The organism is Loktanella atrilutea (assembly GCF_900128995.1).
Taxonomy (GTDB): Bacteria; Pseudomonadota; Alphaproteobacteria; order Rhodobacterales; family Rhodobacteraceae; genus Loktanella; species Loktanella atrilutea.
Window position 1 is genome coordinate 26,360 of the sequence record NZ_FQUE01000002.1, and the last position, 12,308, is coordinate 38,667.

The 12,308-nt window shown below is 64.4% G+C and carries 16 protein-coding genes and 1 tRNA gene; 3 read left to right on the forward strand and 14 right to left on the reverse strand.

Translation table 11 applies throughout. The annotated features are described in order from the left end of the window. The first annotated feature begins 6 nt into the window (after positions 1-6). Both BUA54_RS05230 and BUA54_RS05235 read left to right on the forward strand, forming a co-directional pair. Positions 7-1,911 (forward strand): beta-galactosidase, encoded by a 1,905-nt coding sequence (locus tag BUA54_RS05230; protein ID WP_072856189.1) that lies wholly within the window; start codon positions 7-9, stop codon positions 1,909-1,911. Further along, the gene (locus BUA54_RS05235; RefSeq protein ID WP_072856190.1) at positions 1,908-2,882 is read left to right on the forward strand and encodes an aldose epimerase family protein; all 975 of its coding nucleotides are present in this window, start codon (positions 1,908-1,910) and stop codon (positions 2,880-2,882) included. The genes BUA54_RS05230 and BUA54_RS05235 overlap by 4 nt, the downstream gene beginning before the upstream one ends. 82 nt (positions 2,883-2,964) lie before the next feature. Here BUA54_RS05235 and uraH read toward each other — a convergent pair whose 3' ends face one another. Continuing rightward, the gene (gene uraH / locus BUA54_RS05240; RefSeq protein ID WP_072856191.1) at positions 2,965-3,324 is read right to left on the reverse strand and encodes a hydroxyisourate hydrolase; all 360 of its coding nucleotides are present in this window, start codon (positions 3,322-3,324) and stop codon (positions 2,965-2,967) included. A gap of 184 nt (positions 3,325-3,508) precedes the next feature. On the opposite strand from uraH, the gene BUA54_RS05245 reads away from it, so the two are divergent. Next, a tRNA-Met gene (locus tag BUA54_RS05245) sits at positions 3,509-3,585 on the forward strand. Here the strand turns inward: BUA54_RS05245 and BUA54_RS21865 are convergent. From BUA54_RS21865 to BUA54_RS05305, 13 genes are all read right to left on the reverse strand, one after another. Further along, the gene (locus tag BUA54_RS21865; protein ID WP_072856648.1) at positions 3,542-5,149 is read right to left on the reverse strand and encodes a recombinase family protein; all 1,608 of its coding nucleotides are present in this window, start codon (positions 5,147-5,149) and stop codon (positions 3,542-3,544) included. The genes BUA54_RS05245 and BUA54_RS21865 overlap by 44 nt on opposite strands. Positions 5,150-5,267: 118 nt before the next feature. Further along, complete coding sequence (locus tag BUA54_RS20790) at positions 5,268-5,549, reverse strand: hypothetical protein (protein ID WP_143155355.1); 282 nt, start codon at positions 5,547-5,549, stop codon at positions 5,268-5,270. Then, positions 5,546-6,247 carry a hypothetical protein gene (locus tag BUA54_RS05255; RefSeq protein ID WP_072856192.1) on the reverse strand — a complete coding sequence of 234 codons (702 nt, stop codon included), beginning with the start codon at positions 6,245-6,247 and terminating at the stop codon, positions 5,546-5,548. The genes BUA54_RS20790 and BUA54_RS05255 overlap by 4 nt, the downstream gene beginning before the upstream one ends. Further along, complete coding sequence (locus BUA54_RS05260; protein ID WP_072856193.1) at positions 6,244-6,819, reverse strand: hypothetical protein; 576 nt, start codon at positions 6,817-6,819, stop codon at positions 6,244-6,246. Before BUA54_RS05260 ends, BUA54_RS05255 begins: the two co-directional genes overlap by 4 nt. Beyond that, entirely contained in the window at positions 6,812-7,462 is a 651-nt protein-coding gene (locus BUA54_RS05265; protein WP_072856194.1) for an HNH endonuclease signature motif containing protein, read from the reverse strand. Before BUA54_RS05265 ends, BUA54_RS05260 begins: the two co-directional genes overlap by 8 nt. Next, the gene (locus tag BUA54_RS05270; protein ID WP_072856195.1) at positions 7,459-7,698 is read right to left on the reverse strand and encodes a hypothetical protein; all 240 of its coding nucleotides are present in this window, start codon (positions 7,696-7,698) and stop codon (positions 7,459-7,461) included. Before BUA54_RS05270 ends, BUA54_RS05265 begins: the two co-directional genes overlap by 4 nt. 29 nt (positions 7,699-7,727) lie before the next feature. Beyond that, positions 7,728-8,870, reverse strand: a complete 1,143-nt coding sequence (locus tag BUA54_RS05275) for an ATP-dependent DNA helicase (protein WP_072856196.1) — start codon at positions 8,868-8,870, stop codon at positions 7,728-7,730. A gap of 29 nt (positions 8,871-8,899) precedes the next feature. Next, a complete protein-coding gene (locus tag BUA54_RS05280) occupies positions 8,900-9,247 on the reverse strand; it encodes a hypothetical protein (protein ID WP_143155356.1) in 348 nt (115 codons plus the stop codon). Between the two features lie 150 nt (positions 9,248-9,397). Continuing rightward, positions 9,398-9,775 (reverse strand): hypothetical protein, encoded by a 378-nt coding sequence (locus BUA54_RS05285; RefSeq protein WP_072856198.1) that lies wholly within the window; start codon positions 9,773-9,775, stop codon positions 9,398-9,400. After that, positions 9,772-10,032, reverse strand: a complete 261-nt coding sequence (locus BUA54_RS05290) for an acyl carrier protein (RefSeq protein ID WP_072856199.1) — start codon at positions 10,030-10,032, stop codon at positions 9,772-9,774. The genes BUA54_RS05285 and BUA54_RS05290 overlap by 4 nt, the downstream gene beginning before the upstream one ends. Then, a complete protein-coding gene (locus BUA54_RS05295) occupies positions 10,032-10,694 on the reverse strand; it encodes a 3'-5' exonuclease (RefSeq protein ID WP_072856200.1) in 663 nt (220 codons plus the stop codon). The genes BUA54_RS05290 and BUA54_RS05295 overlap by 1 nt, the downstream gene beginning before the upstream one ends. Positions 10,695-10,818: 124 nt before the next feature. After that, positions 10,819-11,811, reverse strand: coding sequence for a recombinase family protein (locus BUA54_RS05300; RefSeq protein ID WP_178352708.1), 993 nt, complete (start codon positions 11,809-11,811; stop codon positions 10,819-10,821). 77 nt (positions 11,812-11,888) lie between these two features. Next, a complete protein-coding gene (locus tag BUA54_RS05305) occupies positions 11,889-12,305 on the reverse strand; it encodes a hypothetical protein (protein ID WP_072856202.1) in 417 nt (138 codons plus the stop codon). Between the last annotated feature and the right edge of the window lie 3 nt (positions 12,306-12,308).

The following is a 12,308-nucleotide window of genomic DNA, read 5'->3' on the forward strand; positions in this document are numbered from 1 at the left end:
CCCACCATGCCCCGCACGCTCGGCGTCTGCTACTACCCCGAACACTGGCCAGAGGCGCAATGGGCGACGGACGCCGCCCGCATGCGCGACACCGGCCTGACCTGGGTGCGCATCGGCGAATTCGCGTGGAGCCTGATGGAGCCCGCCCCCGGCACCTATGACTGGGACTGGCTCGACCGCGCGGTCGAAACCCTCGGCAATGCGGTGCTGAAGGTCGTCATGGGCACCCCCACCGCCACGCCGCCGCGCTGGATGCTGGACAAACTGCCCGACATGCTTGCCGTCGACGCGCAGGGGCGTCCCCGCCGTTTCGGCTCGCGCCGGCACTACGATTTCAGTCATCCGGGCTACCGCGAGGAATGCCGCCGTATCGCCCGCGCAATGGGTGAACGCTACGGTCGCAACCCTCATGTCGCCGCATGGCAGATCGACAACGAATACGACTGCCACGACACGACGCTCAGCTATTCGGACGCCGCCCGACTGGGCTTCCGCAACTGGCTGGCACAGAAATACCAAAGCCCCGATGCGCTCAACCGCGCCTGGGGCAACGTCTTCTGGTCGATGCAGTACGACGCCTTCGACCAGATCGACCTGCCCAACCTGACCGTGACCGAACCCAACCCCGCCCATGTCATGGACTTCCGCCGCTACAGCTCGGATCAGGTCGTGGCCTTCAACCGCGTGCAGGTGGACGCCCTGCGCCCCCTCACAGACGCGCCGCTCATCCACAACTACATGGGCCGGACGCTGACCTTCGACCATTACAGGGTCGGCGCCGACCTCGATATCGCCGCGTGGGACAGTTACCCGATCGGCTTTCTGTCTGACCGGATCGAGGGCACGAAAAAGGAAAAGCAGACCTTCCTGCGGCAGGGCCACCCGGACAATCAGGCGTTCCACCACGACCTCTACCGCGCCGTGGGCAAGGGCCGGCTCTGGGTCATGGAACAGCAGCCGGGTCCGGTGAACTGGGCGCCCTACAATCCCGCCCCCCTGCCCGGCATGGCCCGCCTTTGGGCGTGGGAGGCCTTCGCCCATGGCGCCGAGGCGGTCTGCTACTTCCGCTGGCGACAGGCCCCCTTCGCGCAGGAACAGTTGCACGCAGGCCTTCTGCGTCCCGACAGCCAACCCGCGCCCGCACTGGCAGAGGCGGCGCAGGTGGCCGAGGAGATCGCGCAGATGCCCGACCTCGATCAGGCCACCGGCAATGTCGCGCTGATCTTCGACTACGAATCCGCTTGGGCCTGGGACACGCAGCCGCAGGGTGCGGATTTCGAGATGTTCCGCCTTGCATTCGCCGCCTACCGCGCCCTGCGGCGCGCGGGGCTGAGCGTCGACATCCTGCCGCCCGACACAGGTGACCTCTCGCCCTACAAGCTGGTCCTCGCGCCCGGCCTGATGACGCTGTCCGACCCTCTGCGCGCGGCCCTCGCCACCTACCACGGCATCGCCCTCGTCGGTCCGCGCAGCGACCTCAAGACCCGGGACATGGCGATTCCCATGCCGATGGGCCCGCATCTGCCCGACACCGACGTCACCGTCACGCTGGTCGAAAGCCTGCCGCCCTCCGACAGGATCAGGCTGCAGGGCGGCGGTGCCTTCCGTCACTGGTTCGAGCATCTGGAGGGCACCGCCCCCGTCCACCTGTCGACGAAGGACGGCCGCCCGGCGATCATGGGCGGCGATCATCTGCGCTACCTCGCCGGCTGGCCGGACGACGCGACCTTCGACGGGATCATCGGCGGATTGTGCGATGCCGCCGGCCTGCCGACGCTGCAAATGCCGGACGGATTGCGGGTGCGCGACACGGCGACGATGCGTTTCCTGTTCAACTATGGCATGACGCCCGTGGACTGGAACGGCACGACGATTCCCGCGGCCGGCGTCCACTGGGAGGCACGACCATGATTTCGCACTTCGGCACCACGGCGACCGGCCACGACATCGACAGCATCCGGCTGCACGCGGGCGATCTGTCCGTCACGATCCTGACCCTGGGCGCCGCGATACAGGACCTGCGGCTGGCCGGGATCGACCATTCCCTGACGCTGGGGTCTGACCACGTCGCCGACTACGAAGGCGGCATGCGCTACCACGGGTCGGTCATCGGGCCGATCGTGAACCGCATCAGCACCGGTCGCGTCGCGATCGATGGCATGATGTACGAACTCGAACGCAACTTCGAAAATCGCATCCACCTGCACTCCGGCAGCCGGGCCACCCACCTGCGGCCCTGGAAGATCGCCGAATCCTCGCACGACCGGGTGACGTTGACACTGCACCTTCCCGACGGAGACTGCGGCCTGCCGGGCGACCGCCATATCCGCGTGGTCTACACGGTGATCGCCCCGGGCACCCTGACGATGGAAATCACGGGCAAGACCGACCAGCCCACGCTGATGAACTTCGCCAACCACGCCTACTGGAACCTAGACGGCACGCCGACGTGGGAAGGCCACACCCTGCGGGTTGCCGCCGACCGCTACCTGCCCACGACGCCGGATTTCTGCCCGACCGGAGAGATCGCCGATGTCGCAGGCACCGACATGGATTTCCGCGAAGCCCGCAGCTTCGCGCCGGGACAGCCCGCGCTGGACAACAATTTCTGCCTGTCGGACGGCCACGTGCCGATGCGCGACGTGCTGTGGCTGACCGGCCAGTCGGGCACGACGCTGACCATGGCGACGGACCAGCCCGGGATGCAGCTGTTCGACGGCCGCCACCCGGTCGGCCCGCGCCGCACCCCCTACGAGGGGCTGGCGTTCGAGGCGCAGGGCTGGCCCGACGCCCCGACCCATGCGGACTTTCCGTCGATCCGCGTGACAGAGGAGTTGCCCTACCGCCAGTTCACGACGTTTACCTTTGGGCGGGCCATTTGACATAATATGTATCGCACGCGAAACATTTTCCGGCCAAGTCATTGATTTGCCGTCGCCGCCCCGCCGCACGGCGCGGGCGGCGTTAACTTCCGCGGTAGGTGGAATAGCCGTAGGGGGACAGCAGCAGCGGCACGTGGTAATGCGCTGCCGGGTCGCTGATCCCGAACCGGATCGGCACGAGGTCGAGGAACAGCGGCGCGTCGCCGTCCTGCCCCGTGGCCCGCAGGTAATCGCCCGCATGGAACACCAGTTCGTAGGTGCCGGCGGCGAAATCGGGCTGCGGCAGGATCGGCGCATCGGTCCGGCCGTCGGCATTGGTCGTCATGCGGGCCAGTTCCGTGCGTCCGGCATCGTCGGTGCGCGACAGCACGATCAGCAGTCCCGCAGCGGGACAGCCGCGCGCGGTATCAAGGACATGGGTCGTCAGGAATCCGGTCGTCATGGCGGTCGCTCCTCCTTGGGTCTGTTCATACCCTTGTCGCCGCCCGGACGCATCGCGTCCAGACGCCTTGCGCCCGATCAGGTCCCGCGGGGCCCTGCCGGGAAAACCTACCGCCCTGCGCCGCATCCGGCAAATTTGCGTTTGACACTCCGGTCACGCCCGCTTATCGGATGCGCCGTGGCAAGGCGCGGTAGCTCAGTTGGTTAGAGCGATCGACTCATAATCGATAGGTCGGGAGTTCAAGTCTCCCCCACGCCACCACTAATTCCCCCCCAGATCTGCTGGCGCCGATGATTTCGCCGATTGCGCCATAGACGGTTACGTCTTGGCCGGTCTCCGAAGGCGTTATGTCGATCTGGGTAATGAGCGATCTGATCGTACCAACTGCCGAATCCGACATCTGGCGACCGGCGGCGATGTCCGACGACAGAGAGGCCAGTGCCTCAATGTGGCGGCGGGCTGTTGCCGGGTGCAGCTCGATCTTCGGCACGTCGGGCGCTTCGGTCGCGAGGCGTTGCTCTGCGGCCTCCTTCTCGGCTTTGTGCTCTGCGACGAGCTGCATGCCATCGTCACCGTCCAGCACACCCTTAAGGTACATGTCGACAGATCGGTCATAGGTTTGCTTGGCCCGAATGGCTGCGCGTTCCAGCGCGGCCTTATCACGCCGGTTGGATTGCAAGAGCCGCTCCCGCTCCTCCCGATAGGCCGTCAGATAGGCGGTGATGTATTCGGGGTGTGCCAGCTCCTGTGCCAGGGCCTCGAAGATGGCGCGTTCGATGACGTCCAGGCGAGGCTGCAGGCGGTTATCGCAGGTCCCGCTTTCGCGGCTGCGCGAGCAGATCAGCCATATCTGCGAGCCCTTCCTCTTCTTGATCGACATGCCTCCGCCACAGCGGCCGCACCGCAGGAGGCCGGAGAAGGGACGTTTCGGCCTGGCCGCCGCACGTCCGATCGGACCATTTGCCCTGCGGTCCATCTCGTGCCTCACCTGGTCCCACTGGAGGTCCGAGACGATGCGAAGATCCGGCACAGGCTCATGCACCCACAGATCGCGCGGGTTTGTCCGGTTCACCCTCTTTCCCGTCTCCGGATCCCGGACCATCTTGACCCGATTCCAGACCCGCCTGCCGATGTAGAGCTCGTTCTGAAGGATGCCGTAGCCTCGCTCTTTGTGGCCATTGATCGTAGAAGCGTTCCAGGTAGCCCCGCGGGGCGGCGTGATGCCTTCGGCGTTCAGATCAGCGACGATATGGCGTGGTGACCGGCCGGCGCCGAACTCGTCGTAGATGCGCCGCACGATCGCGGCCTCGTCCTCTTTGATTGTCAGATGCCCAGGCTGCCCAGGCACGGTGGCATAACCGTACGACTTGCCTCCTGCGCTCTGACCACTGTGGACGCGCCCCTTCAGCCCGCGGTGCGTCTTCTCGCGCAGCTGCTGCAGGAACATCTCCCCCATCAGGCCCTGCAGCCCGATCTTCATCACGTCCGCCTGCCCATCGTGGACGGCGAAGATCGAGATGCCGGCGAATCGCAGGCGCTTGTGGATCCCGGAAAGGTCTTCCTGGTCTCGGGATAGGCGGTCGAAGGCTTCGACAATCACCGCGTCGAACCGGCCCGCGCGGGCATCGGCCATCAGGTTCATGATTCCATCGCGTCCCAGCAGGCTGGCCGAGGTTCGCGCGCGGTCCTCATAGACCGTGCCGACCGTCAGGCCTTCGCGCTTGGCATAGTCGCGGCAAAGCGCAACCTGATCTTCGATCGATCTGTCTGACTGATGGTCGGTCGAATACCGGGCGTAGATGACGGCCCGTCGGATAGCTGGCATTGCGACGAATCCTTTTCCTGCATCGCATCATGATCCACACGCGCACGCTCACGGGCAAGCCTGCGCACGATGGCAAGCAATTCCGGCGATGGTGCCGTCCTATGCTTGACGGGCGTGTTCACCGATCTGTCGCCAGTGCGGTGAGCATTTCGAGAACATGCGCAGGTAGAATGGTCGAACCGTCAGGGTTTCTCGCAGCCAACAATACTTGCGCCGCCGTCTTTACGTCTGGAGCGGCAGAGGCCGTGAATATCGGATCGATCCATTGTTCGGCGTCGTCCCACGCCGCCTGAATGCGCGGCGTACCTTCGCTGCGGCAAGACTCCCGCAGCTCGCTGACACTGCGCCGCAGCCTCACAATGCGGACTTGCCCAAAATGGGTGGCGTCAGGATTCATCATGACGCCAACTCCACCTGATCGATGTTGCCCATGGCGGGCGTGAAGGTCACGGCGACGACCCACGGGTTAGCCTGCCAGCCGAAGCCGCGCGACTCGTTAAGGCTGTCCCAAAGCTCCTCGAACTCCCACTTGCAGGCGTCAAGGTATAGGCGGTCACGACGCTCCTGATCGGCTCCGAATAGCCAGAACTGCCGCACCTTTCGGCTGCGGCGGTCAACGCCCTCTGCCGCGGCATCTTCTGGGCTAATCTCTTGCACCCGCTGTACCCGCACGTCGGTCACGGTCAGGGTGATCCTGCTGGCCCACCGGGGCATGAACATAGGCGGGCGATATTTGCCCAGCCACGGGCCTTTGCCGTCGACAAGATATCCGATGGACTGGTCAGGGCTTATGTCGCGGGGCGGCGTTTTATCGAGGCCCTCTCGAGTCGTCCACGCCTCACGAACCCAAAGGCGGTCCCCCACTCCCGGAGACCGCGCAAAGCGATACACGGCACCTGTTTGGTCATCTTCCCAGCAGGCACCACCGTAGGCGACATATGGTGGCGAAACATCGCGGTAACCTTCCGCCAAATCTTCACTGGGATCCGCAGCTCGCAGAACCCTGCGTGTCTGCGTCTTGCCCGTGCCAGGCGCGGCTATCTCGCGCAGCAGGGCCGTCATCACGGCGGGGCTGAATGCGATGGGGCGATCGGTCATCCCGGCACCCTTGCATGCTGGTCAAGGATCAGGTGATCGCCGTTGTCCGCCAAGCTAATTTCCATGCCGATGACCACAGCCTTCATTTCCTCTCGGGTGTCGTATTCGAGCGGTCCACTGTCGAACGGTTCGGTCGCCAAGATTTTGCGGTGCTGCCGGATCACGTCTGACAGGAGCGGTGCGTGGTCGATGCAGAGAAAGCAGCCGTCTGCGGTCTGGTTGTATGCATCGACGTCAGTGATCGGCTTTGAGCAGGATTCGCACGAGCCGAGCCGTTCCGGTGCTCCCACGTCCGCGCCAGTATCGTCCGCAATACCCTTGGCGATGACATCCGCGGCGGCCGAAATCCCGGCCGTCTTTGCAAGCCAGCGATCCATCTGGGCGATGGCGCCGACCGCCTCCGCATCATCCGGATCGGTCGACAGGACGCAATTCATCGTGATGCCGGATACGATCATGTCGCGCTCGCGCTGGATGATCTCAGCACCGGCGCGCAGGTGGACCGCCATGAGGCAGTAGGTATCGAGGCGACCCTTGATGGTCGCCGCTTCGATTTCGGTCTGGTCAGCCATCGGTCTTCTCCTTCGTCGCCTTCGCCCTCTCGCGCACCAGGTGTTCCAGCTTCGCGGTGGCCATGATGGTAGGTTTCAAATCTGCCGGGGCGTTGTCGTAGCCGCGACCGAACTTGCCGTTCAGACGCGGAGCCATAGCGGTGGGGATAGCCTCCCAGTTCGACGGGTCGGTATTGGTCTTGTCGCCGTCGAGGCATTTCAGCCGCATACCCTTCGGGATCGGGCCGTTCGCTTTTTCCCACAGCCAGCGGTGCTTCAGGACGGGGCGAGTGGCAGCGCCAGACCACGGATTTCGCTCGGCGACGATGAGGATGACGTAACCATCCTTCTTACAGATCCGCTCGTGGCCAGCGCCCCGCCAGGTATGGGGCTTGTTCCCTTTTCCGAACTGCGTCTTCGCGCTATTCGGGTTGTAGCGCATTTTCTGACCCTTGTTGGCGGGGACGTTCCCCTTTGGAAAGCAGCCGGTCCTGCCGGTCGTCCAGCCGTTGCGCTTGCAAAGGGAATTTAGGTTGGCAAGGGACACGTCGGTCCGTCCCGTCCATTCGCAGAACGCTGCATGCAGGTCACGGCGCGGCATTTGAGATAGCTTCTCGATGAACGCCAATTCCACCTTGCTGTATGTGATCTGGCGGCCCTTCACGACGCACTCTTTCCAATCTGCGGCAGGTGGCCGAGGACCTTCTCACCATGATCGGCATAGAGCTTGGCCGCCTTCAGCTGGAGTTCGGCATTGCCGGTGATCTGGTCGGCGACAGATACGAGTGCACCGGCGCGTTTGACCTCTTTCTCAATGTCTTCGGCCGTCATGGCTTCATCCGACAGGCGCTCGATCTGCGCGAAAAGGTGGTTGTTCAGATCCTGAATGCTGTTCTTCATGGGTTGCTTCCTCTGCAAATCTGTTGGGATCAGGCGGCGCCACGATTGGTGACCAGAGTCACCTTCTCGGCCGCGCGGGTGACGCCAGTGTAGAGCCAGCGTCGCCAGTCATCGCGGAACACGCCGCTCTCGTCGAAGATGGTGACGTCGCTCCACTGGCTGCCCTGCGCCTTGTGGACGGTCAGGGCATAGCCGTACATGAACTCGGCCGTGCCGCGCTTCTCCTGCCATGGCATGCCCTCGATATCGCCGGTCCAGCACTTGGTCAGAACCTCGGCCTCGATCATGTCGCGGTCCGGCATGTCGAGAGAGTTGAAGCGGATCGTATGCTTTCCGTCTGACCTCTGCATGCTCGTCTGCGGTTCAATCTCCGCGATCTCGAAGAGGCCGCCGTTGAAAATTCCAAGCTTTTTGTCGTTCTTGATGCAGATGATCCGGTCGCCAACGACCGGCATTGCGCTCTCACGTCCGATGATTTCACGGATGCGCCGATTGTAGGTGTCGCGGGTGTCGCGACGCCCGACCAGCACCTGGTCGGTCCGCTTGATGTCGCCCATGGTGATGTTCTCGCGCGGCGTAACGCGGCAGTCGCCAAAGGTTCCGGCCCGGACCTCGCGTCCTTCCCGGATATCCGTCGCGATCCTGATGATCGGATTCTCGGCGGCCTGCCGGTGGATCTCCGTCAGCATGACATCAGGTGCGACCTCGGTAAAAAAGCCTGCGCCCGTGCCGTTGTCGTTGCGCGCCTTGACCGGCGGCAGCTGGGCCGGATCACCGAGCACGAGGATCGGTCGATTGAAGCGCAGCAGGTCGGCGCCCAGTGACGCGTCGACCATCGAGCACTCATCGATAACGATCAGCGCCGCGTCGGCTGCATCGCTGCCTGCGTTCCACTTGAATTGCAACATGCCGGTCGCCTCGTCCTGCTCGACGCTGTAGATCAGGCTGTGGATCGTCCTGGCGCCCGCGCAGCCGGACTTCTTCATCACCATCGCGGCCTTGCCGGTATAGGCGGCGTAGACGGTGCGGCCTTCGATCCCGGTCGAGAAATGCCTGGCGATCGAGGTCTTGCCCGTGCCGGCATAACCGAACACACGGAAGACCGGCTTCTCGAGCGCGCGACCCATGGCGATGTCGGCCATACAAGCCTTGTGCCAGACGTCGACTGACATCAGTGCACCCGCCTGCTGCGGCGACCACGTCACAGGACGTACCCCGATGATGCCGCGATCGTCCGAAGCATCGCGGCGGCGTCGCGCCCGTATTTCTGCATTGTCGCCAGAGACGTGCTGCCGCTTTCCAACGTCGTGATCAGATATCGCATGTGCTGCAGGCCGACCGTCGCATCCTCTGCTTCATCCATGGCATCCAGTAGCTTCGCGCTCATGTCACGGGTCTGCTGCCGTCCCATTGGTTCCTCACCGGCAAGGTCGGTACCCTCGCGAGCGGCAACGAAGCCAGATACCCAGCACAACAGGTCGGCAAGGCCCAGCTGCAGGCGCTCGGCCTCCTTCTCGGTCATCCGAATGGTGATCATCTTGTCGGCCATCGTCTCACTCTCCGATGTTGGTGGCGGGGTGCCGGTCGCGGGGCCGCTCATGGCGGCACCCGCCTTCGGCGCATTTTGGGGGATGGGGGCAGTCGCATTCAGCCTGTGTCTGCCCCGATGCGCCCTGCGGCGTCTTCTGCTGAACCCACGTCACGGTGCCGCCGCCATGTTCTCATTCGCAAGATCGGTGTACTCCCGGACCAACGCCGCCATCTCTTCCTGTCGCCGGCGTTTCTTCTCCGCCATCCTCTGACGTCCGACCTCGGCCGGTGTCAGCTTCATTGCCTTAGCATCGAGACGCTCGGCCTGACGCCGCCGTTGCCGGGTCATGATCGGGGCATCAGGAATTGACTTGTTGGCCTTGCGCTTCGCCGCCAAGCGAGCCCGCGCCCTGTCTGAACCCTCGCCAAACTCCGGCTTCGGCCCACCCCGTGGAGCTGCGCCGAAGCGCAGGCGGCCGCCGTGCCGGTCGAACTGCGCCGCAATCAGAAGGGACATCGCCGTCAACGCTTCCTTCATGATTTTCATGACGTGGCCCCCTCCCCCTTCTGGGAGGTGACGAACCGCGCGAGATCGGCAACGGTGGCCTCCGGCGTAATCGCCTCGGCCGCCGCGCCATCATCGATCTCGATCGCGAACTCTTCCTCGAGCAGCATCATCAGTTCAACGCCGTCGAGGCTGTCCATGCCGAGATCCTGCATCGTCGTACCGGTGACGATCTCTTCGGCGGGCTGCGCGAAATGATCACTCAGGAGCTTTGCGAGCTTCTTTTCGACGTCGTTCATCAGGCGGCCCTCCCCTTCGCGAGGTGGACCCTAGCCTCCGGCAACCGGTCGTCGACGATGAGACGGGCGAGGATGGCCCGGGCGGCCTCCGTATCGGCCCCGGCATCGTGCGGGTTGTCGTTCGTGATCCCGAAGTACTCGCAGGCAACAGACAGCTTCACGAACCCGTTCCGGATCATCAGGCCGTCATGGTAGTAGGGATCGAGACCGCGCATGACGCAGATGTTCGGGGTATCCTCGAACCGGTCAGGCATACCTGCGCGGCGCAGCTCCGCCCGCATCATCTTGCAGTCGAACTGGGCGTTGAAGGCGACCGCGATCAGGCCCTGGTCAAGGAAGCCATTCCACAGCGCCAGCACGTCACCGATCGGCACACCGACTGACTGCAGGAAGTCGTCGGTCAGCCCGTTGATCTCGGAAGCGGGTGTCTTGCCCGCTGCAAAGGCCATGGCGTCGAAGTCTGCCATCCGCCAGCCATCGGGCCGCACGAAGGCCTTGCCGTCGCTGATGATATCGCCGGCCTCGTCGGCGACGATGTAGGCGAAGGATGCGATGCGCGGCTGGCGCGGATCATCTGCAGGGACGGGCTGGCCGGTGGCCTTGTCGCGGTACAAGGGAATACCGGTCGTTTCCGTGTCGAAGACAACGAACTTGGGCGGCATGAGAAACTCTCCTGAAAATGGGATTGGCCGGCGGTTGGGGGTGGGACCGGGGGTGCATCTCCCCGGCCCCGATGGGGCTGCGCGCTGCCAGCTACGGATCGCGCTGCCCGCCTCTTCGGTCGGATCAGCCCGCGTCGCGGGCCTCCTTCCATCCGTTCTGCCAGGCCTCGGCCAGCGCAGTATTCTCGCGCAGCTCGCCGGGCACCGCTTTCAGGGCCATGCCCATGCCGTGAGCGTCGACCCCGCGCGTCCGGGCCGCCTCGATCTCGTCCGAGGTGGGGGAGGTGTCGGTGTCCTTCTTGTCCGGCTTGTCAGCCGTCTCGTCTTGATCCGTGTCGGCGGAACCTGCAGAGGCTGCGCCGGAGTCGCTATGATTGGCGGTGTCGGGGGCGACGTCTGCGGACTTTGCCGCGGGGTCAGTGTCGCCGCCCCCCTGGTCGGGTGCCTCGGCTTCTTCGGCCTGACGGTCACCCTCCCCCCGTGTGCCCGCCGAATTGGCGGGGTCCCGTTGATCGACGAGGCTCTGCATCTTTGCCGCCGCGGTGCGGGGCGCATCGTCGTCGGCCGGAGTCACATCGCGCATGTTGGGCGCCGCGATCAGCTCCTCCCGATCGTAAACCCCCATCAGAATTTCGGGGTAGTGACGACGCGCCCAGGCGCGGCCGCCGCTGTAGCAGAGCTGCTGATCGGGGTCGTTCTTCCACAGTGGGCTGTTCTGCACGCCGATGTCCTTGCGCATCGGGCTGGTGTATTCCAGCACCTCGCCGCTATCGCGGTCGACGCCGGACACGGTGACCCGGCGCGTCGGTCCCTCGCCGTCGAAGCTGTATTTCAGCCGGCCCTTGATCGGCGCCGAGGTGTTGATCATCGCCATGATCAGCTGAGCCTCGAACGCCAGCGGCGCGTCGGCCTTGACCTGGTAGCACTTCCACGATGCCTGGTACGGATTGATGCGATACGGCGCGCACATCATGATCAGGCCCGCGCAGGCGCCGGGATTGTCGCGAAAGATGTCCTTCACCATCAGGCCGGCGGTGGACATGGCGTTGGCCTTATCCATCAGGTCGCGACCATCGGTCGGCACCATGACAAGCGCCGTGTCGGCGTTGAAGGTCATCTCCTTCATCTCTTTGCGCCGGAGATCGCGCGCGCGTTCCTTGACCTCGATGTCGGTCAGAGTTTGGGGCTGGGCATTCATGCTGCGTCCTTTGCATCGGTGGTTTCATCTGCGACCGGCGGCGTCGCGGCGGCAGCCCCCGCCGGATCGGGATCGGGGTCGTCGTTGGCGGCACCGCTGACCGGTGCGAAATCCTTGAAGACATCGAGGACCATCGCGCGCGGCGCGGCGCCGGCCGTGATGTGCCAAGCGTGGATGGTGCCGCCAAAGGCAAGGTTCGCCCGCAGCTCGTTGAGCGCAGCAGCATTGGCCTGAACGCGATCGACGTTGTCGTGCTCTGCGAACAGCGCGAGCTCGATGCGGAGCTTGCCGCCCGCGATCGTGGCGCCGTGCGAAAGCATCATCGATTTCGCGATGGATGCGGCCAGCGTCTCGTTCGGCGTCCAGGTTGCCGCCAGTTTCATCGCCTGCGCGGTCTTCTTCGTGCCTGTCATGAT

Bases quoted from the DNA above. Each gene is read 5' to 3' on its own strand.
- BUA54_RS05275 (WP_072856196.1), bottom strand. From the start codon at position 8,870: ATGTCAGTCGACGTCTGGCACAAGGCTTGTATGGCCGACATCGCCATG.
- BUA54_RS05290 (WP_072856199.1), bottom strand. From the start codon at position 10,032: ATGAACGACGTCGAAAAGAAGCTCGCAAAGCTCCTGAGTGATCATTTC.
- BUA54_RS05285 (WP_072856198.1), bottom strand. From the start codon at position 9,775: ATGAAAATCATGAAGGAAGCGTTGACGGCGATGTCCCTTCTGATTGCG.
- BUA54_RS05255 (WP_072856192.1), bottom strand. From the start codon at position 6,247: ATGACCGATCGCCCCATCGCATTCAGCCCCGCCGTGATGACGGCCCTG.
- BUA54_RS05230 (WP_072856189.1), top strand. From the start codon at position 7: ATGCCCCGCACGCTCGGCGTCTGCTACTACCCCGAACACTGGCCAGAG.
- BUA54_RS05280 (WP_143155356.1), bottom strand. From the start codon at position 9,247: ATGGCCGACAAGATGATCACCATTCGGATGACCGAGAAGGAGGCCGAG.
- BUA54_RS05235 (WP_072856190.1), top strand. From the start codon at position 1,908: ATGATTTCGCACTTCGGCACCACGGCGACCGGCCACGACATCGACAGC.
- BUA54_RS20790 (WP_143155355.1), bottom strand. From the start codon at position 5,549: ATGATGAATCCTGACGCCACCCATTTTGGGCAAGTCCGCATTGTGAGG.
- BUA54_RS05270 (WP_072856195.1), bottom strand. From the start codon at position 7,698: ATGAAGAACAGCATTCAGGATCTGAACAACCACCTTTTCGCGCAGATC.
- uraH (WP_072856191.1), bottom strand. From the start codon at position 3,324: ATGACGACCGGATTCCTGACGACCCATGTCCTTGATACCGCGCGCGGC.
- BUA54_RS21865 (WP_072856648.1), bottom strand. From the start codon at position 5,149: ATGCCAGCTATCCGACGGGCCGTCATCTACGCCCGGTATTCGACCGAC.
- BUA54_RS05300 (WP_178352708.1), bottom strand. From the start codon at position 11,811: ATGACCTTCAACGCCGACACGGCGCTTGTCATGGTGCCGACCGATGGT.
- BUA54_RS05260 (WP_072856193.1), bottom strand. From the start codon at position 6,819: ATGGCTGACCAGACCGAAATCGAAGCGGCGACCATCAAGGGTCGCCTC.
- BUA54_RS05305 (WP_072856202.1), bottom strand. From the start codon at position 12,305: ATGACAGGCACGAAGAAGACCGCGCAGGCGATGAAACTGGCGGCAACC.
- BUA54_RS05295 (WP_072856200.1), bottom strand. From the start codon at position 10,694: ATGCCGCCCAAGTTCGTTGTCTTCGACACGGAAACGACCGGTATTCCC.